Genomic DNA, 21,098 nt, shown 5'->3' on the forward strand with positions numbered 1-21,098 from the left:
CCCGTGAATCTCTTGGAGAGGAGCGGGTACTTTTGTATAATTGCACAAAAAAACATGGTGAAATGTCAGTAAAATCTTTTCCTTTTCACAATTCACAATCATTGGGTTATAATGATAGAATATAAATTATTCTATTCAATAAAGATAAAGTCAATTTTCAATAAAAGGTGATTCGATGGCAAATGAGCAAGTACTAACAGCTGAACAGGTACTCGAGAAAGCAAGTCAATATTTAGCGGATGAAGATATTGAGCTAGTGGCACGTGCCTATGAATATGCGCGTGATGCACATAGCGAACAATATAGAAAATCGGGTGAACCATATATTATTCACCCAATTCAAGTTGCAGGTATTTTAGTTGATTTACACATGGATCCGGCTACAGTATCGGCAGGTTTCTTGCATGATGTAGTGGAAGATACAGAAATTACATTAGAAGATATTGAACGAGAATTTAATAAAGAAATCGCTATGCTTGTTGATGGTGTTACAAAGCTTGGAAAGATTAAATATAAATCCCATGAGCAGCAACAAGCAGAAAACCATCGCAAAATGTTTATTGCAATGGCTCAAGATATTCGAGTTATTTTAATTAAACTAGCTGATCGTCTTCATAACATGCGTACATTGAAACATTTGCCTCAAGAGAAGCAGCGTCGCATTGCAAATGAAACGTTAGAAATCTTTGCACCTTTAGCACATAGACTCGGAATTAATACTATTAAATGGGAGCTAGAGGATACGTCACTTCGCTATTTAAACCCGCAGCAATATTACCGTATTGTGAACTTAATGAAGCGTAAACGTGCAGAGCGTGAAGAATATTTAGATGAAGTAATGACTGGCATTCGTGAGAAATTAAAAGAAGTTGCAATTCAACCTGAGATTTCTGGAAGACCAAAGCATATTTACAGCATTTATCGTAAGATGGCACTGCAAAATAAACAGTTCAATGAAATTTATGATTTATTAGCTGTACGTGTTGTTGTAAATAGTATTAAAGATTGTTATGCGGTACTTGGAATTATTCATACGTGCTGGAAGCCAATGCCGGGTCGTTTTAAAGATTATATTGCAATGCCAAAAGCAAATCTATATCAATCTCTTCATACGACTGTAATTGGGCCGAAAGGTGATCCACTTGAAGTGCAAATTCGTACGAAAGAAATGCACGAAATTGCAGAATTCGGGATTGCGGCACATTGGGCGTATAAAGAAGGTAAAGCAGCAGAAACAACGGGTACATTAGAGAAAAAACTAACATGGTTCCGTCAAATATTAGAATGGCAAAATGAAGCTTCTAATGCAGAAGAGTTTATGGAATCATTAAAAATTGATTTGTTCTCTGATATGGTATTTGTCTTTACACCGAAAGGCGATGTAATGGAATTACCTCTTGGCTCTGTCCCAATTGATTTTTCATATCGTGTCCATTCGGAAATTGGAAACAAAACAATTGGTGCAAAAGTAAACGGGAAAATGGTGACACTTGATTATAAGCTGAAAACTGGTGACATCATTGAAATTTTAACATCGAAACATTCGTATGGCCCAAGTCAAGATTGGGTAAAGCTTGCTCAAACATCTCATGCGAAAAATAAAATACGTCAATTCTTTAAGAAGCAACGTAGAGATGAAAATATTGAAAAAGGCCGTGAACTTGTTGAAAAAGAAGTGCGTGGCTTAGAGTATGAAATGAAAGAAGTATTAGCACTTGATAATTTAAAACGTGTTGCTGAGAAGTTTAACTTTGCAAATGAAGAAGATATGTTTGCAGCAGTTGGATACAACGGAATTACAGCTGCACAAATTGTTACGCGACTAACGGACAAGTTCCGTAAACAACGTGAAGAAGAAGAAATCGTTGAAGTTAAAGAAGTTCGTAAACCGATGAAAATTCGAAAATGGGATTCTGGTGTAAAGGTAAGTGGTGCAGATAATTTGTTAATTCGTTTATCAAAATGCTGTAACCCAGTTCCAGGTGATGATATCGTTGGGTATATTACGAAAGGTCGAGGCGTATCAATTCACCGTTGCGATTGCGTCAATGTGCATACAGAAGAAGCGGTAGAGCGTTTACTAGAAGTAGATTGGGAAGGTAGTCCTGAAAAAGAAATTGAATACAATGTTGATATTGAAATTTCAGGCTATGATCGTCGCGGTTTATTGAATGAAGTATTACAAGCTGTTACAGAAACGAAGACGTATATCTCAGCTGTTTCTGGTAGAAGTGATCGTAATAAGATGGCAACGATTAACATGTCGATTTCTATTCGAAACTTACAACACTTGAAAAAAGTAGTAGAGCGCATTAAACGTGTTCCAGAAATTTATGCTGTACGACGCATGATGCATTAATAGGGAGTGTAGAAAAGATGAGAGTTGTTTTACAACGATCAAAGGAAGCGTCTGTCACAGTAGATGGTGAGATTGTAGGACAAATTCCATTCGGTTTAACATTACTAGTTGGCATTACGCATGAAGATACAGAAAAAGATGCAACTTATATCGCAGAAAAAATTGCAAACCTACGTATTTTTGAAGATGAGAGCGGAAAGATGAACCACTCTGTACTTGATATGAAGGGACAAGTTCTATCTATTTCGCAATTTACATTATACGGAGATTGCCGTAAAGGAAGACGTCCAAACTTTATGGATGCTGCGAAACCTGATTATGCAGAGCGTTTATATGATTTCTTTAATGAAGAAGTTCGTAAACAAGGACTACATGTGGAGACAGGACAGTTCGGAGCAATGATGGACGTTTCTTTAATCAATGATGGTCCGGTGACCTTAATTGTAGAAAGTAAATAGTGTTGCCGGGGAAGAGAGGATTATAGGATCCTCTCTTTTTTCATACATTGTGGTATGTTTTGTTTAGTTATTTGGAATCAATAGCTGTTTCGGCTATGTATAACTATCTCATCAATATGGAACAATAAAAAGTAAAACATCCATATTGAATGTGAGGGATATACGTATGCGTATGAATGAAAAAGGGCATTCTGTTACAAATGGTGCAAATCAACTGTTTAACGTAAATTTACATGATTTTATTTCAAAAGAACAAAACAATACTTCAATGGAGCTTGCTTCTGAGTTTGGAATTTCACTACAAGATGTAAAGCGCCTAAAGAAGCAAATTGAGCGCTCTTAGAGCACTTGACAATCCTACTCAACAAACGTATAGTAATTTTATATTTACATATGAATATAGCCGTTGATAGAGGAGAGTAAATGAGATACACATGGAAAGAGAAGAAATGTCCTAGGCTGAAAACATTTCTACATGATGACTGATTGAATGACACTCTGTAGGTTTCAACTTGAAAGGCTTATACGCTTAGTAGAGATGAACGCAAATTTAAGCGTTATTAAAAAAGTGGAAGCATACGTGCTTCAATTAGGGTGGCACCACGGGTATAATACTCTCGTCCCTACTGTTCAAACAGTAGAGGCGGGAGTTTTTTTATTTTTATTAAGATTAAAACAATTTGAGGAGGAACTGAATATGTCTATTCAAATCCCACGCGGAACGCAAGATATTCTTCCAGGTAGTGTAGAGTTATGGCAGTATATCGAAGGGCAAGCACGCGAAATTTGCCGTCGTTACAACTATAAAGAAATTCGTACACCAATTTTTGAACACACAGAGCTATTTTTACGCGGTGTTGGTGATACGACAGATATCGTACAAAAAGAAATGTATTCATTCCAAGACCGTGGAGAGCGTAGTTTAACATTACGTCCAGAAGGTACTGCACCTGTTGTACGTTCTTACGTTGAAAACAAAATGTTCGGTGATGCAACACAACCAACGAAATTATACTATATAGGTCAAATGTTCCGTTATGAAAGACCACAAGCAGGTCGCTATCGTCAATTCGTACAATTCGGTATTGAAGCAATCGGTAGTAACGACCCTGCAATTGATGCGGAAGTAATTGCACTTGCTGTAGAGTTTTACCGCGGCATGGGCTTAAAAAATATTAAAGTTGTATTAAACAGCTTAGGTGATGCAGCGAGCCGTCAAGCGCACCGCGATGCATTAATTGCGCATTTTGAGCCACGTATCGGTGAATTCTGCTCTGACTGTCAATCTCGCTTAGAAAAGAACCCTCTTCGTATTTTAGACTGTAAGAAGGACCGTAACCATGAATTAATGGGAACAGCACCATCTATTACGGAATACTTAAACGAAGATTCAGCAGTATACTACGACAAAGTACAAGAACTACTAACGATGATGGATGTTCCATTTGAGAAAGATCCGAATTTAGTACGTGGTTTAGACTACTACCAACACACTGTTTTTGAAATTATGAGTGAGGCAGAAGGTTTCGGTGCTATCACAACATTAAGTGGCGGTGGCCGTTATAACGGACTTGTACAAGAAATCGGTGGACCGGAAATGCCAGGTATCGGTTTTGCGATGAGTATTGAGCGTTTAATTATGGCGCTGAAGGCTGAAAATATTGAGTTACCAATTGAACATAGTATTGATTGTTACGTTGTAGCACTTGGTGAAAAAGCGAAAGACCAAGCTGCGAAAATTGCGTTTGATCTTCGTAAAGCTGGATTAGCAGTTGAAAAAGATTATTTAGATCGTAAAATGAAAGCACAATTTAAATCTGCAGATCGTTTAAATGCGAAATACGTAGCTGTATTAGGGGAAGATGAGCTAGATAAAGGCATCATTAACTTAAAAGATATGGCAACAGGCGGACAAGAAGAAGTAGCGTTAGATGTATTTGCTTCATATGTAGCAGAGAAATTAATATAGGGGGAACTTAAAGTGGCTGAAAGAACACATGCATGCGGAAAAGTAACAGTAGAAGCGGTTGGACAAACAGTTCAATTAAAAGGTTGGGTACAAAAACGCCGTGATTTAGGTGGATTAATCTTTATCGACTTACGTGACCGTACAGGTATCGTACAAGTTGTATTTAACCCAGAAACATCAAAAGAAGCGTTAGAAGTAGCAGAAACGATTCGTAGCGAATACGTATTACACGTAGAAGGTACAGTTGTTGAACGTGGTGAAGGCGCAATTAATGATAATATGGCAACTGGTCGTATTGAAGTACAAGCATCGAAAGTAAACGTATTAAACGCAGCGAAAACAACGCCAATCATTATTGCTGATGATACAGATGCATCAGAAGATGTGCGTTTAAAATATCGTTACTTAGACTTACGTCGTCCTGCAATGTTCAACACATTCAAAATGCGTCATGACGTAACGAAAACAATTCGTAACTTCTTAGATACAGAAGAGTTCTTAGAAGTTGAAACACCAATTTTAACGAAGAGCACGCCAGAAGGAGCTCGCGACTATTTAGTACCAAGCCGTGTGCATGATGGTGAATTTTATGCATTACCTCAATCTCCGCAGCTATTTAAACAGCTTCTTATGGTCGGTGGATTTGAGCGTTACTATCAAGTAGCACGTTGTTTCCGTGACGAAGATTTACGTGCGGACCGTCAACCGGAATTCACGCAAATTGATATCGAGGCATCATTCTTAACACAAGATGAAATTTTAGAAATGATGGAGCGTATGATGACGAAAGTCATGAAGGATGCAAAAGGTGTAGAAGTTAGTGCACCATTCCCTCGTATGAAATATGCTGATGCAATGGCTCGCTTTGGTTCTGATAAGCCGGATACACGCTTTGAAATGGAACTAAAAGACCTATCTGAATTTGCAGTAGGTTGTGGATTTAAAGTATTTACAAGTGCTGTAGAAAACGGCGGACAAGTAAAAGCGATTAACGCAAAAGGTGCAGCGAGCAAATACTCTCGTAAAGACATCGATGCATTAACTGAATTCGCAAAAGTATACGGTGCAAAAGGTCTAGCTTGGCTTAAAGTTGAAGAAGACGGCTTAAAAGGACCGATTGCGAAATTCTTCGGTGAAGAAGATGCAAACGTGTTAATGAGTACATTAGAAGCGGATGCTGGTGACTTATTACTATTCGTAGCAGATAAGAAGAGCGTTGTTGCAGATAGCTTAGGTGCACTTCGTTTACGTCTAGGTAAAGAACTTGAGCTAATTGACGAAAGTAAATTTAACTTCCTATGGGTAACGGATTGGCCACTTCTTGAGTACGATGAAGATGCAGATCGTTACTTCGCAGCTCATCATCCATTCACAATGCCATTCCGTGAAGATGTTGAACTATTAGAAACAGCACCAGAAAAAGCACGTGCACAAGCATATGACCTTGTATTAAACGGTTATGAGCTTGGTGGTGGATCACTTCGTATTTACGAGCGTGACGTACAAGAAAAAATGTTCAAAGCACTTGGATTCTCACAAGAAGAAGCACAAGAACAATTCGGATTCTTATTAGAAGCATTCGAATACGGTACACCACCACACGGCGGAATCGCATTAGGTTTAGACCGCCTTGTTATGTTACTCGCAGGTCGTACGAACCTTCGTGATACAATTGCATTCCCGAAAACAGCAAGCGCAAGCTGCTTATTAACAGACGCTCCAAGCCCAGTTGCAGAAGCTCAGCTTGAAGAGCTAAGCTTAAAATTGAGCGTGAAAGAAGAGAAGTAAGAATAGAGTCTAGATGGTTATACTAACCCCATCTAGGCTTTTTTATAGAGGTTGTTTAAAAAGTCTTCAGCTAGTGGTCTTATGTTTTATTTTTTCTCTTTGAATATGTATTTTTAGGAATTCTATAACTTTTTCTATACAAATAGTCGGAAAAACGCTAGAATACATGATAGACCATTTTTGTAATAGGAGTGTAGAGCTGAATGTTACATCAATTTTCACGTAATGAATTAGCCTTTGGAAAAGAAGGCCTTGAAATATTAAAAAATAGTACAGTCGGTATTTTAGGAATTGGCGGCGTAGGGTCATTTTCGGCAGAAGCGCTAGCACGTTCTGGCGTAGGACGTCTTGTATTAGTTGATAAAGACGTTGTAGATATTACAAACGTAAACCGTCAAATTCACGCGTTAGTATCTACTGTAGGACGTTCAAAAGTAGAATTAATGAAAGAGCGTATTGCGGACATTAATCCGGAATGTGAAGTAATTGGACTAGAGATGTTTTATACAGATGAAACATATGAAGAGTTCTTTAAACACGGTTTAGATTTCGTAGTAGATGCATCTGATACGATTACGTTCAAAATTCATTTAATTAAACAATGTTTACGTCGTAAAATTAAAATTATCTCATGTATGGGTGCGGCAAATAAAATGGACCCAACTCGTTTCCGTATTACGGACATTTCAAAAACACATACAGATCCAATTGCGAAAGTGATTCGTACGAAGCTTCGTAAAGATGGTATTAAAAAAGGTGTAAAAGTTGTCTTCTCTGACGAAAACCCAATCGTAATTCGTGAAGAAGTACGTAAAGAAATCGTACCAGACGAAAATGCAAAAATTCGTAAAGCGAAATTACCACCTTCTTCAAATGCATTCGTACCATCTGTGGCAGGCTTAATTATGGCAAGTCACGTTGTACGTGAACGTATTAAAAACGTAGAAGTGAAGCGTGTAGGGCAAGAATAAAAAGGAAGCATATATCCGCCTAGGGTATATGCTTTTTGTATGTTGTAAAGAAATATTATTAATGTGAATGTTTGTCGGAAAATCGATATTCTATGTCGAATCGTTGATATATTTCGAGTTGTGATAGATATATTTGAAAAATCGTTAATATAATTTCACTTACCGATGCGATGTTTGCCGTAGCAAAAAACAGGGATGTCACTAAGTTGAAAAAGTGACATCCCTGTTTTTTAATTCTCTGCTGAATATATAATATCTAAATTTCCATTTTGATCGGTTTTGAAAATCGGAGCAATTTGCTCTTCTTGTTCTTCGACCGAAACAAGTTTTCGAGCACGATCCATAATTCTAACAAGCATTGCATAATCTTCTTCGATTGCTTGTTGTTTTTTTGTGAGAACAGCTAATTTTGCTTCAAGTTCATTATTCGTTTTTTTCAGGGAAGTGAGCTGATCTTGTAATACGTCATTTTCAGTTTGTAACTTTGCGAGTGAAGGGTTATTGTGTTCCAAGTTTTGCAAAAATGAGATGACATTTTGCATTGTAAGATCTTGTTTATTTGGGGCAATATCTTCTGAAAACTCGGCATCGATTACGAGTTGCCGAGTTTGTGAGAACTGCTCTTTTTCTATTTTAGCTTCCGAACGCTTTAATTCTTTACGTTGTTTTTTTGCAATTTGCACCGCATCTTCATAATATGGTCTTACTTCAGCATTCCATCTAAAGCCACAAGCTGCTGAAGTTCGGTTTAATGTATCACCAACTTCATCGAATGCTTTTATTTGTGTACTTCCGCTGCGAATATGTCGTAAAACAGTTTCTGCTAAAAGGAGATCGTCTTCTTTTGTCCATGCATCTTGACGTGTTTTCATAAGCGAAGCCTCCGTAATGGTGACGTTTTCGCTTATATTACCCTTTATTCTTCGTTTTATGCGAACTTTGTAATCTTTCATAAACAGTAGAAAGTGCTTGTTCAAATTTCCCTGTCGTTTTCGGTTTATAATATTGCTTGTTTTTAATTTTATCAGGTAAGTATTGTTGTTGTACCCACCCGTTTGGATGATCGTGTGGATATAAGTATCCGATGCCTCTTCCTAACGATTCGGCTCCTTTATAATGACTATCTTTTAAATGACTTGGAATATCGCCTGTTTGGCCATTACGTAAATCGTGTAGTGCGGCATCGAGTGCTTTATAGGCCGAATTTGATTTCGGTGATAGACAAAGTTCAATAACAGCATTTGCAAGTGGTATGCGTGCCTCTGGGAAGCCGACCCGTTCAGCTGATTCAATCGCTGCAAGTGTACGTTGTCCAGCTTGTGGGCTAGCAAGTCCGATATCTTCATATGCCATAATAAGCAGACGTCTACCGATGCTTTGTAAGTCACCAGCTTCAATAAGACGTGCTAAATAATGAAGTGCGGCGTTCACATCACTTCCGCGTACTGATTTTTGAAAAGCAGATAAAACGTCATAGTGAGCATCGCCACCTTTGTCGTGAACGAAACTCTTTTTCTGTAAGCATTCTTCTGCGATTTCAAGTGTAATTTCCGCGGCTTTGTCGTCAGTTGTAAAGCTAGATAAAACAGCTAGTTCAAGTGCATTATAAGCTGAGCGCATATCTCCGCCTGACGCATTTGCAAAGTGATGTAATGCTTCATCCGTAACAGTTACATCATATTCCCCAAGCCCTTTTTCTTTATCTTCAAGCGCTCGTTTTAACCCAATTAAAATATCATCTTCTGTTAATGCGTGTAATTCGAAGATTTGACAACGACTTCGAATAGCAGAATTAATAGCATGGAACGGATTGCTTGTCGTTGCACCAATTAAAGTAAGAAGTCCGCTTTCTAAATGGGGTAATAGAAAGTCTTGCTTCGCTTTATCTAGCCTATGAACTTCATCCAAAATTAAAACGAGGTGTCGATGCATCTTCGCTTCTTGTACGACAACTTCCATATCTTTTTTATTATGAGTAACAGCGTTTAAGAGGCGAAACAGGGTTCCAGTACTTCCTGCAATTGCGCTAGCGATTGATGTTTTTCCTGTGCCTGGAGGACCGTATAAAATCATTGATTGAAAATGATTTGCTTGGACCATTCGCCATAAAATCTTGCCTTCACCAACTAAATGCTGTTGTCCGATAATTTCTTGAATATTTGTAGGGCGCATTCGATGTGCGAGTGGTTGTTTCATTTGACCCTCTCCCTTAATGTATAATCTCATTCTATCGTATCATTTTTTTTTATGAAATTTGAAATAGGATGCTGTTTTGTGGGGAAAAATGAATATTAATATTTTCATTTTTCTTTCAATTGTAATAATTTCCGAGTTTTTCAATGTGATTTTATGTTATCATTTTGATACACAAGTTGAAATTTCTTATAATACTATATTATGCTATAATTTCATAGGATTTTAAATTGTGTTCTTTTATAAAGTGAAACTTTAATCAGTGGGGGTTTTGTTCATCCCCCACCTAACTTCTTTGCTCCAGCCGAATTGTGAGGTGGGAGTTTTACTGCCCGCAAATAGCGGGATAAATAAGATATAACCAATAGAAGTGAAAATTTGAAATGAGGTGCAAATAGATGAAGATTTCAACGAAAGGCCGCTACGGCTTAACAATTATGATTGACCTTGCAAAAAAGTTTGGTGAAGGTCCAATTTCATTAAAATCAATTGCGCAGGCACATGACCTATCTGAGCATTATTTAGAGCAATTAATTTCACCACTTCGTAACGCTCGTCTTGTAAAGAGTACGCGCGGGGCATATGGCGGATATGTATTATCTGATCAGCCAGTCAACATTACAGCTGGAGATGTAATCCGTGTACTAGAGGGTCCAATTAGTGTTGTAGAAATGATAGAAGAAGAAGAACCAGCACAACGCCAATTATGGATGCGTGTTCGTGATGCGGTGCAAGAAGTATTAGATAGTACAACTTTAGAAGATTTAGTACGTTATGAGGAAGAAAATCACGGGGGCTATATGTTTTACATTTAATTCCTTGTGAAACGATTTGGAAAGAAGGAGATTTAATGGAACGCATTTACTTAGATCATGCTGCGACATCTCCGACTCACCCAGAAGTGGTCGAAAAGATGATTCCATATATGACAGAAACATTTGGAAACCCGTCTAGTATTCACTTTTATGGGCGTCAAACGCGCCATGCGGTAGATGAGGCGAGACGTGTGTGTGCACGTAGCATCCACGCGAATCCAAATGAAATTATATTCACGAGCGGTGGTACAGAAGCTGATAATTTAGCACTTATAGGTGTAGCGCGCGCGAATCGTCACAAAGGTAACCACATTATTACAACGCAAATTGAACATCATGCGATTTTGCATACGTGTGAATTGTTAGAGCATGAAGGATTTGAAGTGACGTATTTACCTGTTGATGAAACAGGGCGTGTTCAAGTTTCTGACATACAAAAGGCACTAACGGAAGAGACGATTCTTGTATCTATTATGTTCGGGAATAATGAAGTAGGGACAATGCAACCAATTGCGGAAATAGGTAAGCTGTTAAAAGAACATCAAGCTTATTTCCACACAGATGCTGTACAAGCCTACGGTTTATTATCGATTGATGTGAAAGAATTTGAAATTGATTTATTATCAATTTCAGCTCACAAAATTAACGGACCAAAAGGTGTCGGGTTCCTATATGCTGGTGCAAATGTGAAGTTTGAACCGTTATTGATAGGCGGAGAGCAAGAAAGAAAACGCCGTGCGGGTACTGAAAATGTACCTAGTATTGCTGGACTTCAGCAAGCAATTTTGCTAGCTGAAAAAACTCGTGAGCAAAAAAATGCCCAATATGAAGAGTTTAAAGATATAATGGTATCTGTCTTCAAGAATGAAGACATTACTTTCGAGGTAAACGGAAACTTGGAATATCGCTTACCACATGTGTTTAATGTAAGTTTTACAGGAATGAATATTGAACCATTTCTTGTAAACTTAGACTTAGCTGGCATTGCAGTATCAAGTGGTTCTGCTTGTACAGCTGGTTCGATTGACCCATCACATGTATTAGTGGCGATGTTCGGAAAAGGTTCCGATCAAATACGTTCATCCGTACGCTTTAGTTTCGGTCTTGGAAATACGAAAGAGCAAATTGAAAAAGTGGCGTACGAAACAGTGAAAATCGTGAAGCGATTAACACAAAATTAGCATGGGAGGTGACATGATGAACAAACTACCTCACGAAACACGCGTTGTCATCGGGATGTCCGGTGGCGTCGATTCATCTGTAGCAGCTCTTTTATTAAAAGAGCAAGGTTATGATGTAATCGGAATTTTTATGAAAAACTGGGATGATACAGATGCAAATGGTGTCTGCACAGCAACAGAAGATTACAATGATGTAATTGAAGTGTGTAACCAAATCGGCATTCCGTATTATGCAGTAAACTTTGAAAAACAATACTGGGATAAAGTATTTACGTACTTTTTAGATGAGTACCGAGCTGGTCGTACACCAAACCCAGATGTAATGTGTAACAAAGAAATTAAATTTAAAGCATTTTTAGAGCATGCAATTGCACTTGGTGCTGATTATGTAGCAACAGGTCATTATGCACGCGTTGCTTATATGGACGGCGAATATAAAATGCTTCGCGGCGTTGATGACAATAAAGATCAAACATATTTCTTAAATCAATTAAGCCAAGAGCAACTATCAAAAACAATGTTCCCATTAGGTGAATTAAAGAAACCACAAATTCGCGAAATGGCGACAGAAGCTGGTTTAGCGACAGCGGCGAAGAAAGATAGTACTGGTATTTGCTTCATCGGTGAGCGTAACTTTAAAGATTTCTTAAGTAACTATTTACCGGCGCAACCAGGTGTGATGCAAACATTATCTGGTGAAGTGAAAGGGAAACATGATGGTTTAATGTACTATACAATTGGACAACGTCATGGCCTTGGTATTGGTGGTAATGGTGATCCATGGTTTGCTGTTGGGAAAAACTTGAAAGAAAACATTTTATATGTTGACCAAGGATTCCATAACGAACTTCTATATGGTGATGAAGTTATTGCTACGAATGTAGGCTGGGTAAGTAATAAAGCGAAGGAAAAAGAATTTACGTGTACAGCGAAATTCCGTTATCGTCAAGCAGACAATAAAGTAACGGTTCAAATCGTTGATGAAAATACAGTTCGTATTCTTTGTGATGAGCCAATTCGTGCGATTACGCCAGGCCAAGCAGTTGTTTTCTATGATGGAGATGAGTGCTTAGGCGGCGCTACAATTGATGAAGTATATCATAGTGGTAAGAAATTAGATTATTTAGGATAACACGAGAAGCCTCTGCCGATTAGCGGTTAGAGGTTTCTTTTACATAAAGCGAATTTTTTTTCGCTTGGAAAATACATTCTTTGTTATAATTTGTTGTAGAGGTGAAGGATATGTCAAACAAACTTGAAACAGGTATTAAATATATGCAAGAAGGAAACTGGGAAGAAGCAGCTGAAAATTTCACAGAAGCAATCGAAGAAAATCCGAAAGATGCGCTTGGATACATTAACTTTGCGAATTTATTAGATGTATTAGGTGATAGTGAGCGAGCAATTTTATTTTATAAACGTGCAGTAGAATTAGATGGTAAATCTGCGGCTGCTTATTATGGCTTAGGAAATGTATATTACGGTCAAGAGCAATTTGCAGAGGCAAAGGCTGTATTTGAACAAGCGATGCAAGCGGGATTACAATCAGCTGATGTAACATTTATGTTAGGTATCACGCATGTGCAACTTGGCAATGACCGTCTTGCGCTGCCATTTTTACAAAGAGCAACTGAATTAGATGAAAATGATGTAGAAGCTGTTTTCCAATGCGGACTTTGCTTCGCGCGACTAGAACATATTCAAGAGGCAAAACCTTATTTTGAAAAGGTATTAGAAATGGATGAAGAGCATGCAGATGCGTATTATAATTTAGGTGTTGCGTACGTATTCGAAGAAAATAACGAGAAAGCTCTTACTTTATTTAAGAAAGCGACTGAAATTCAAGCAGACCACTTTTTAGCTGGTAATGGTATTCGTTTATTAGAGCAAGAAGCTGAATAAAGTGAAATTATAGTTTAATGCGCAGTTACCCCTCATCTAAAGATTGTGAAAGAGGTGGGGGATGTACTGCTCATTAAAGTGAAAAGAACTCGGAAAGGAGAGGAAATATGGGAAATCAACATGCAATGGATTTGTTTGAGGAAGAGAAAAAATTTGTAAAAGCGCAAGTTCTTCATACCATTTTCCACAACGAAGAAAACCTCTATTCCGTTGTCAGTATGAAAGTCATTGAAACGAATGAAACATACGACGAAAAAAAGGTAATGATAAACGGTCATTTTCCCCGTATGCATGAAGATGAAGTGTTTACATTAACAGGTCATTTTAAAGACCACCCAAAGTATGGAAAACAATATTTAGTTGAAACGTTTAAAAAAGAACTGCCACAAACAAAAGCAGGTATGGTGCAATATTTAGCGAGCGATTTATTTAAAGGGATTGGAAAGCGTACAGCCGAAAAAATCGTGGACCATCTTGGTGAGCATGCGATTTCTAAAATTATGGATGATCCGGATGCGTTAAGTGGTGTTGTAAACAAGCAAAAAGCGCAGGAAATATATGAGACGATTATTGAGCATCAAGGGCTCGAGAAAGTGATGAGTTTTTTAAATGGTTACGGTTTTGGAACAAAACTTTCTATTAAAATTTATCAGCAATATAAAGAGATGACATTAGAAGTGATTCGTAATAATCCGTATAAACTTATTGAAGAAGTGAACGGAATTGGATTTGGAAGAGCAGATGATATAGGGCGTGCAATCGGAATAACGGGCAATCACGACGACCGTGTACGTGCAGGGTGTTTTTATACGTTAGAGAATATTTCATTACAACTCGGTCACGTGTATATGGAAAAAGGTCAGCTTGTAAGAGAAACGATGTCACTTTTAAATAATCAAGAAGGCAGAGTGACTGAGGAAGATATTGTAGGCTGCGTTGAAATGATGCAAAGCGAAGGGAAAGTCATTATAGAAGAAGAGCGAGTGTATTTAGCTTCTTTATTCTATTCTGAGAAAGGCGTTGTAAAGTCAATTCGTCGTCTTATGAATCAAGAAGAAACCCCTGCATTCCCTGAAGCAGAAGTGTTAAAAACATTAGGAGAAATTGAAGAACAGCTAAAGGTGCAGTATGCGCCGCTTCAGCAAGAAGCAGTTCAAACTGCACTTCATAAGCCGATGATGTTATTAACAGGTGGACCAGGAACGGGGAAAACAACAGTTATTAAAGGGATTGTTGAAATGTATGCGTCACTTCACGGAGTATCATTAAATCCGAATGAATACAGTGATGATAATCCATTTCCGATTTTATTAACGGCTCCAACTGGAAGGGCAGCGAAGCGAATGAGTGAATCGACGGGGCTTCCGGCGTGCACAATTCATCGTCTACTCGGTTGGACGCCAGAAGGGTCTTTCCAGCGTAATGAAACCGATCCAGTACAAGGAAAGTTACTCATTATTGATGAGTTTTCAATGGTTGACATTTGGCTTGCAAATCAGCTGTTTAAGTCGCTTCCGACAAATATTCAAGTTATCGTTGTAGGTGATGAAGATCAGTTGCCATCTGTAGGACCTGGACAAGTGCTAAAAGACTTATTGAATGCAGGTGCAGTTCCAACGGTCAAGCTTACAGAAATTTATCGTCAAGCGGAAGGGTCATCTGTTATTCAGCTTGCCCATGCGATAAAAGGTGGTGCGCTTCCGCCAGATTTAGCACAAAATAAAAAGGATCGTTCCTTTATTTCTTGTACAGGCGCTCAAATCGTTGAAGTTGTAAAAAAAGTATGTGAAAATGCCAAGACAAAAGGATTTAGCGCAAGAGATGTACAAGTGTTGGCACCTATGTACCGCGGACCAGCAGGTATTAATGTGTTAAATGAAGCTCTCCAAGAAGTGTTTAATCCGAAAAGGGAAAAAAGTAAAGAAATTGCATACGGTGATGTTGTATACCGCAGAGGAGATAAAGTACTGCAACTCGTCAATCAGCCGGAAAGCCAAGTATTTAATGGTGATATCGGAGAAATCGTTTCGGTGTTTTATGCGAAAGAAAACGTTGAGCAACAAGATATGATTATTGTTTCATTTGATGGGATTGAAGTAACGTATACAAAGCCAGATTTAAATCAAATTACACATGCATATTGCTGCTCGATTCATAAATCACAAGGTAGTGAATTTCCGATTGTTATTATGCCGATTGTAAAAAGCTACAACCGTATGTTACGTCGTAATTTAATTTACACGGGTATTACAAGAAGTAAGAAATTCCTTATTATTTGCGGGGAGGAAGCAGCTTTTCAATCCGGTGTGAATCGCCTTGATGATGCAATGCGTCAAACGACTTTAGCTGGCCGATTGCAAGAATCACAAGGCGAAGTGCAAATGGTGACGGTTAATGGTGAAGAAATGGATGTGGAAAACATTTCACCGTATGATTTCATGTAACAAGGTGAAATTATATAGTGAAACTTTCAAACGTATAACGTTGAAAGGCTCTAGCAATGTATAAATGAATGCAGTTTGGACATAATGGCGAATAGAATCTGGGAGACTGTAAGGAGATGAAAGCCATATGTTCAGTTGTCCAAATTGCAAGGGGAAAGACATCGGAAAAATAGGTGTCAACCAATTTTATTGCTGGAATTGTTATATCGAATTATCGGTTTCAAAGGGGAAAATCCATACACATCAAGTAGAGGAAGATGGTTCATTAAGCTCTCTTGATGATTTATTTGATGATAATGAAAGAACGATCGGATAACGAAAAGGGGGATTTACTTTGAATCTACGCAATTCATTAATCGCATTAGGTGTTGGAGCTGCAGCATATCAATATGCTCGCAAACAAGATGTATTCTCAAAACGCAATGTAAAAAAAGCACGTAAGATGATTAAGTCTTATTTATAAGGCGTAAAAAACTCCCTTCATGATAAGGGAGTTTTTTTATGCGCTTGTATGCAAATATAAAAGTCCGATTTCAGAGAAGAGATAAGATAAACCGTAACATCCAACGCCAAGCATTCCATAATGCCATAAGTGCTTCGCTCTTTCTTTTCGCGAGGAACGAATAAAGAAGCCTTTCCAAATACCAAACCCGATACAAATCCATTCAAGAAGCATAAAAAGTGCGGATAATGCAAGCATAAATAAGATCATTATGAGCCCTCCTGATTATATTTTGACATTTTGTATTTTCAGGGGTGGTTGTCCTTATTATGTTAAATATATGTACGTCTTTAAAAAACAGTATGGTCTGTATAAAAAGATTTTAAAACTTTTGCACATAACCTAACCTATTTATTTTCAAAATAAAGGTGGAGGAGGTTTTTCGTGTGAAGAATCTTAAAATCATTTGGATATATCGTTTAGGATTATTGTTACTCGTTTTTCTTTGTTTGCTCGTCTTTTTAAAAATCAAGCCACTATGGGCACCGATTATTTTTGTATTTAAAGTGGCGATCACACCGTTTCTTATTGCTTGTTTTATTGCTTATTTATTACACCCTTTAATTGAAAAAATCCATAAGGAAGGAATGCCACGCACACTTGCTATTTTGCTCATTTATATTCTTTTCTTTGGCGGAATTGGCTATGGGATTTATAAAGGAACGCCAGTTGTTATTAAACAGTTACAAGAAATTAATGAACAATTTCCACAGTTTACAAAAATGTACGATTCTTGGATGGATGGAGTTACAGAACAAACAGCGAATTTCCCATCATTTATTCATGAAAAGGTAAAGCAAATTTTCGTTGGTGTAGAAATGAAGATACAAACGCTTTTAAATAAAGTTATGAGTACAGCACGTGGTGTACTGGATTCATTGCTCATTATTTTCTTAATTCCGTTCATTGTATTTTACATATTAAAAGATTACGGTGAGTTTTATCATGTTTTTTGGAAACTAGTTCCGAGTAAGTGGCGTAGTACGGGTCAAATGCTTGCGAAAGAAATTGATAAGTCACTCGGAAGTTATATTCGAGGACAGTTATTTGTTTGCTTAGTATTAGGGGGAGTATCTGTTCTTTCTTTTTGGTTTATCGGTATGAAATATCCGTTATTACTCGGTATTATTATTGGGGTAACGGATATAATCCCGTACTTTGGTCCTATTTTAGGGGCGATTCCGACGTTGATGATTGCGGCAACGGTATCAACGAGTTTACTCATTAAGGCGGGGATTACGATTGCTATTTTGCAATTTTTGGAAAGTAACATTTTATCGCCTTACATCGTTGGTAAGTCGCTTCGTATGCATCCTGTGATCATTATGTTTGCGTTACTAGTAGGGGGAGAAGTTGCGGGGATTGTAGGATTACTAATATCGGTTCCTATTTTAGCGGTCATTCGGACAGTGATCGTTCATGTGAGGCCTCTTTGGAAAAGAGAAGATATTTAAAATGAAAAGTAGATGTTTATGTAGCTAACGAAAATGTGTGTAGTACAATATAATTATTATTATCTACATTGACAAACTTAAGAGAATTCTATTATATTTAGTCATATAATACATTAAATCAATGACGGAACAAGTATGTTACAGTCCATTTATAGAGAGAAGCTTCCAATGGCTGAAAGAAGCTTTAAATGAAGGGTAACAGAAAGCTAATCCTGAGAGCAGCTAATCACTGCCGTCTTGCCACGTTACGGCACCATGAGGTGATGAATTGATTGTTATAATAATCAATTCATAATTAGGGTGGTATCGCGAGTTAACTCTCGTCCCTTTTATTAGGGGCGGGAGTTTTTTATATTTAAGGAGGAAAATACAATGAAACAACTAACAGGCGCACAAATTCGTCAAATGTTTTTAGACTTTTTCCAAGAAAAAGGACATGCAGTAGAACCAAGTGCATCACTAGTTCCGCATGAGGATCCATCTCTTCTATGGATTAATAGTGGTGTAGCGACATTAAAGAAATATTTTGACGGACGTGTAATCCCGCAAAACCCACGTATTACAAATGCACAAAAATCAATTCGTACAAACGATATTGAAAACGTTGGGAAAACGGCTCGTCACCATACATTCTTTGAAATGTTAGGGAACTTCTCAATCGGTGATTACTTCAAAGAAGAAGCAATTACTTGGGCTTGGGAATTTCTAACGAGCGACAAGTGGATCGGATTCGATAAAGAATTACTATCTGTTACAATTCATCCGGAAGATGAAGAAGCATTCACAATTTGGAATGAGAAAATGGGTGTTCCAAAAGAACGCATCATCCGTTTAGAAGAAAACTTCTGGGATATCGGTGAAGGACCAAGTGGACCGAATACAGAGATTTTCTATGACCGCGGTGAAGCTTACGGTAATGACTTTAGTGACCCAGAATTATATCCGGGCGGAGAAAACGAGCGTTACTTAGAAGTATGGAACCTTGTATTCTCTCAATTTAATCATAATCCAGACGGTTCATATACGCCGCTTCCTAAGAAAAACATCGATACAGGGATGGGTCTAGAGCGTATGACATCTATCGTTCAAGATGTACCTACGAATTTTGATACAGACCTATTCATGCCGATGATTGGGGCGACAGAATCAATTTCTGGCGAGAAGTATCGTAATGGTGACTTAGAAAAAGATATGGCATTTAAAGTAATTGCTGACCATATTCGTACAGTAACATTTGCGGTTGGTGATGGAGCACTTCCTTCTAACGAAGGCCGTGGTTATGTATTACGTCGTTTATTACGCCGCGCTGTTCGTTACTCGAAAAAATTAAATATCAACCGTCCATTCATGTTTGAATTAGTACCGGTTGTTGGAGAAGTAATGAAAGACTTCTATCCAGAAGTACTTGAAAAGAAAGATTTCATCGCAAAAGTTGTGAAGAATGAAGAAGAGCGTTTCCATGAAACACTTCATGATGGTGAATCAATTTTAGCTGACGTAATTGCAAAAGCGAAGGAAGAAAAAATAACTGTTATTTCTGGCGTAGATGCTTTCCGTCTATACGACACGTACGGTTTCCCGATTGAATTAACAGAAGAATATGCAGAAGAAGCTGGTATGACAGTTGATCAAGCAGGCTTTGAGAATGAAATGGAGAAACAACGTGAGCGTGCACGTGCTGCTCGTCAAGACGTTGATTCTATGCAAGTTCAAGGCGGTGTACTTGGTGAAGTTAAAGTAGCGAGCGAATTCGTTGGTTACGGTACAGTTGCAACAGAAAGTAACGTTGTTGCACTTGTAAAAAATGGTGAGTACACAGATAGCCTACAAGCAGGTGAAGAAGGACAATTAATGCTTGATGTAACGCCGTTCTACGCTGAGAGCGGTGGGCAAATTGCAGACCGTGGTTATCTTCTTGCTGACGGCGTGAAAGTTCTTGTAAAAGACGTACAAAAAGCACCAAATGGTCAAAACTTACACAAAGTTGTTGTTGAAGAAGGTACATTAACGAAAGAAGCGGCTGTAAAAGCTCTTATCGATACGAAAAACCGTAGTAGCGTTGTGAAAAACCATACAGCAACTCACTTACTGCACCAAGCATTAAAAGATGTACTTGGAACGCATGTTAACCAAGCGGGTTCTCTTGTAACATCTGAACGTTTACGTTTTGACTTCTCTCACTTCGGTCAAGTGCAAGCTGACGAATTAGAAAAAATTGAGCGTATCGTAAACGAAAAAATTTGGCAAAGTATTGATGTTGCGATTTCTCAAAAAGCAATCGAAGAAGCGAAAGAAATGGGCGCAATGGCATTATTCGGTGAAAAATACGGTGATGTTGTACGCGTTGTACAAGTAGGCGATTACAGCTTAGAGCTTTGCGGTGGTTGTCACGTTGATAACACAGCTTCTATCGGTATTTTCAAAATCGTTGCTGAATCTGGTATCGGTGCAGGAACACGTCGTATTGAGGCGGTAACTGGTAAATCTGCATACGAATTAATGAACGATCAAGTAGGTTTATTAAAAGAAGCAGCAGGAAAAATGAAAACAAATCCGAAAGATATTTTAACAAGAGTTGATGGTTTATTTGCTGAAGTAAAACAACTTCAAAAAGAAAACGAATCTCTTGCTGCGAAATTAAGCAATATCGAAGCTGGAAACTTAACTGATTCAGTAATGACAGTTGATGGTGTGAACGTATTAGCGGCGAAAGTAAATGTTGCAGATATGAACAATTTACGTACAATGATGGATGACCTTAAAAATAAATTAGAGTCTGCAGTTGTTGTATTAGTGTCTGTAAATGACGATAAAGTAAATATTTTAGCTGGCGTAACGAAAGATTTAATTAGTCAAGGTTACCATGCAGGTAAACTTGTGAAAGAAGTAGCTTCTCGTTGTGGAGGCGGTGGTGGTGGCCGTCCTGACATGGCTCAAGCAGGTGGTAAAAACCCAGCGCAAGTTGAGGAAGCTTTAGCATTTGTACAAGAGTACGTTAAATCTGTTTCAAAATAAAGAGATAGTAGTGTACAATGGTAGGGAGAGGAGAAGTTCTTCTCCCT

Annotated in this window: 18 protein-coding genes and 2 other annotated features; of the genes, 15 read left to right on the forward strand and 3 right to left on the reverse strand. The window is 38.0% G+C overall.

What is annotated here, in order from left to right; genetic code table 11:
• Positions 1–175: 175 nt before the first annotated feature.
• The 6 genes from relA to ACE38F_RS06970 all read left to right on the forward strand — a co-directional run bounded on the left by relA (position 176) and on the right by ACE38F_RS06970 (position 7,545).
• Positions 176–2,359, forward strand: a complete 2,184-nt coding sequence (gene relA, locus ACE38F_RS06945; protein WP_085312421.1) for a GTP diphosphokinase — start codon at positions 176–178, stop codon at positions 2,357–2,359.
• A 17-nt stretch (positions 2,360–2,376) separates the two neighbouring features.
• Positions 2,377–2,817, forward strand: coding sequence for a D-tyrosyl-tRNA(Tyr) deacylase (locus ACE38F_RS06950; protein ID WP_002111994.1), 441 nt, complete (start codon positions 2,377–2,379; stop codon positions 2,815–2,817).
• A 166-nt stretch (positions 2,818–2,983) separates the two neighbouring features.
• Entirely contained in the window at positions 2,984–3,160 is a 177-nt protein-coding gene (locus tag ACE38F_RS06955) for a hypothetical protein (protein ID WP_002015300.1), read from the forward strand.
• 54 nt (positions 3,161–3,214) lie between these two features.
• Positions 3,215–3,445 (forward strand) — a binding site (T-box leader).
• 69 nt (positions 3,446–3,514) lie between these two features.
• Complete coding sequence (gene hisS, locus ACE38F_RS06960) at positions 3,515–4,786, forward strand: histidine--tRNA ligase (RefSeq protein ID WP_341305794.1); 1,272 nt, start codon at positions 3,515–3,517, stop codon at positions 4,784–4,786.
• Between the two features lie 12 nt (positions 4,787–4,798).
• A complete protein-coding gene (gene aspS, locus ACE38F_RS06965; RefSeq protein WP_375369596.1) occupies positions 4,799–6,574 on the forward strand; it encodes an aspartate--tRNA ligase in 1,776 nt (591 codons plus the stop codon).
• Between the two features lie 203 nt (positions 6,575–6,777).
• Positions 6,778–7,545, forward strand: coding sequence for a tRNA threonylcarbamoyladenosine dehydratase (locus ACE38F_RS06970; protein ID WP_215554268.1), 768 nt, complete (start codon positions 6,778–6,780; stop codon positions 7,543–7,545).
• A gap of 230 nt (positions 7,546–7,775) precedes the next feature.
• Here the strand turns inward: ACE38F_RS06970 and ACE38F_RS06975 are convergent, their stop codons facing one another.
• Positions 7,776–8,417 carry an RsfA family transcriptional regulator gene (locus tag ACE38F_RS06975; RefSeq protein WP_215554267.1) on the reverse strand — a complete coding sequence of 214 codons (642 nt, stop codon included), beginning with the start codon at positions 8,415–8,417 and terminating at the stop codon, positions 7,776–7,778.
• 37 nt (positions 8,418–8,454) lie between these two features.
• The gene (locus ACE38F_RS06980) at positions 8,455–9,741 is read right to left on the reverse strand and encodes a replication-associated recombination protein A (RefSeq protein WP_002067244.1); all 1,287 of its coding nucleotides are present in this window, start codon (positions 9,739–9,741) and stop codon (positions 8,455–8,457) included.
• Positions 9,742–10,136: 395 nt separating this feature from the next.
• Between ACE38F_RS06980 and cymR the strand changes: the two genes are divergently transcribed.
• The 7 genes from cymR to ACE38F_RS07015 all read left to right on the forward strand — a co-directional run bounded on the left by cymR (position 10,137) and on the right by ACE38F_RS07015 (position 16,543).
• The gene (gene cymR, locus ACE38F_RS06985) at positions 10,137–10,553 is read left to right on the forward strand and encodes a cysteine metabolism transcriptional regulator CymR (protein ID WP_000704117.1); all 417 of its coding nucleotides are present in this window, start codon (positions 10,137–10,139) and stop codon (positions 10,551–10,553) included.
• A 35-nt stretch (positions 10,554–10,588) separates the two neighbouring features.
• Positions 10,589–11,734, forward strand: a complete 1,146-nt coding sequence (locus ACE38F_RS06990; protein ID WP_375369594.1) for a cysteine desulfurase family protein — start codon at positions 10,589–10,591, stop codon at positions 11,732–11,734.
• 16 nt (positions 11,735–11,750) lie between these two features.
• The gene (gene mnmA, locus ACE38F_RS06995) at positions 11,751–12,866 is read left to right on the forward strand and encodes a tRNA 2-thiouridine(34) synthase MnmA (protein ID WP_002160392.1); all 1,116 of its coding nucleotides are present in this window, start codon (positions 11,751–11,753) and stop codon (positions 12,864–12,866) included.
• A 110-nt stretch (positions 12,867–12,976) separates the two neighbouring features.
• Positions 12,977–13,636: a tetratricopeptide repeat protein gene (locus ACE38F_RS07000; protein ID WP_002160393.1), complete on the forward strand. Its 660-nt coding sequence runs from the start codon at positions 12,977–12,979 to the stop codon at positions 13,634–13,636.
• Between the two features lie 107 nt (positions 13,637–13,743).
• Positions 13,744–16,080, forward strand: coding sequence for an SF1B family DNA helicase RecD2 (gene recD2 / locus ACE38F_RS07005; protein ID WP_375369592.1), 2,337 nt, complete (start codon positions 13,744–13,746; stop codon positions 16,078–16,080).
• A 127-nt stretch (positions 16,081–16,207) separates the two neighbouring features.
• The gene (locus ACE38F_RS07010; RefSeq protein ID WP_002015288.1) at positions 16,208–16,396 is read left to right on the forward strand and encodes a hypothetical protein; all 189 of its coding nucleotides are present in this window, start codon (positions 16,208–16,210) and stop codon (positions 16,394–16,396) included.
• An 18-nt stretch (positions 16,397–16,414) separates the two neighbouring features.
• Positions 16,415–16,543 (forward strand): YrzQ family protein, encoded by a 129-nt coding sequence (locus ACE38F_RS07015; protein ID WP_002015286.1) that lies wholly within the window; start codon positions 16,415–16,417, stop codon positions 16,541–16,543.
• Between the two features lie 36 nt (positions 16,544–16,579).
• On the opposite strand, the gene ACE38F_RS07020 is transcribed toward ACE38F_RS07015, so the two are convergent.
• The gene (locus ACE38F_RS07020) at positions 16,580–16,792 is read right to left on the reverse strand and encodes a hypothetical protein (RefSeq protein ID WP_002015285.1); all 213 of its coding nucleotides are present in this window, start codon (positions 16,790–16,792) and stop codon (positions 16,580–16,582) included.
• A gap of 176 nt (positions 16,793–16,968) precedes the next feature.
• Here ACE38F_RS07020 and ACE38F_RS07025 point away from each other — a divergent pair, with 176 nt between their 5' ends.
• Both ACE38F_RS07025 and alaS read left to right on the forward strand, forming a co-directional pair.
• A complete protein-coding gene (locus tag ACE38F_RS07025) occupies positions 16,969–18,036 on the forward strand; it encodes an AI-2E family transporter (protein WP_375369589.1) in 1,068 nt (355 codons plus the stop codon).
• 112 nt (positions 18,037–18,148) lie between these two features.
• Positions 18,149–18,367, forward strand: a binding site (T-box leader).
• Positions 18,368–18,408: 41 nt separating this feature from the next.
• Complete coding sequence (alaS, locus tag ACE38F_RS07030; RefSeq protein ID WP_016106212.1) at positions 18,409–21,051, forward strand: alanine--tRNA ligase; 2,643 nt, start codon at positions 18,409–18,411, stop codon at positions 21,049–21,051.
• Positions 21,052–21,098 lie beyond the last annotated feature (47 nt).

It is taken from the genome of Bacillus altaicus, assembly GCF_042136375.2.
Taxonomy (GTDB): domain Bacteria; phylum Bacillota; class Bacilli; order Bacillales; family Bacillaceae_G; genus Bacillus_A; species Bacillus_A cereus_U.

Coding starts and splice junctions, on each gene's coding strand:
- ACE38F_RS06970 (WP_215554268.1), top strand. CDS start 6,778: ATGTTACATCAATTTTCACGTAATGAATTAGCCTTTGGAAAAGAAGGC.
- ACE38F_RS07010 (WP_002015288.1), top strand. CDS start 16,208: ATGTTCAGTTGTCCAAATTGCAAGGGGAAAGACATCGGAAAAATAGGT.
- ACE38F_RS06975 (WP_215554267.1), bottom strand. CDS start 8,417: ATGAAAACACGTCAAGATGCATGGACAAAAGAAGACGATCTCCTTTTA.
- recD2 (WP_375369592.1), top strand. CDS start 13,744: ATGGGAAATCAACATGCAATGGATTTGTTTGAGGAAGAGAAAAAATTT.
- ACE38F_RS06980 (WP_002067244.1), bottom strand. CDS start 9,741: ATGAAACAACCACTCGCACATCGAATGCGCCCTACAAATATTCAAGAA.
- mnmA (WP_002160392.1), top strand. CDS start 11,751: ATGAACAAACTACCTCACGAAACACGCGTTGTCATCGGGATGTCCGGT.
- ACE38F_RS06955 (WP_002015300.1), top strand. CDS start 2,984: ATGCGTATGAATGAAAAAGGGCATTCTGTTACAAATGGTGCAAATCAA.
- ACE38F_RS06990 (WP_375369594.1), top strand. CDS start 10,589: ATGGAACGCATTTACTTAGATCATGCTGCGACATCTCCGACTCACCCA.
- relA (WP_085312421.1), top strand. CDS start 176: ATGGCAAATGAGCAAGTACTAACAGCTGAACAGGTACTCGAGAAAGCA.
- cymR (WP_000704117.1), top strand. CDS start 10,137: ATGAAGATTTCAACGAAAGGCCGCTACGGCTTAACAATTATGATTGAC.
- ACE38F_RS06950 (WP_002111994.1), top strand. CDS start 2,377: ATGAGAGTTGTTTTACAACGATCAAAGGAAGCGTCTGTCACAGTAGAT.
- ACE38F_RS07020 (WP_002015285.1), bottom strand. CDS start 16,792: ATGATCTTATTTATGCTTGCATTATCCGCACTTTTTATGCTTCTTGAA.
- ACE38F_RS07000 (WP_002160393.1), top strand. CDS start 12,977: ATGTCAAACAAACTTGAAACAGGTATTAAATATATGCAAGAAGGAAAC.
- hisS (WP_341305794.1), top strand. CDS start 3,515: ATGTCTATTCAAATCCCACGCGGAACGCAAGATATTCTTCCAGGTAGT.
- alaS (WP_016106212.1), top strand. CDS start 18,409: ATGAAACAACTAACAGGCGCACAAATTCGTCAAATGTTTTTAGACTTT.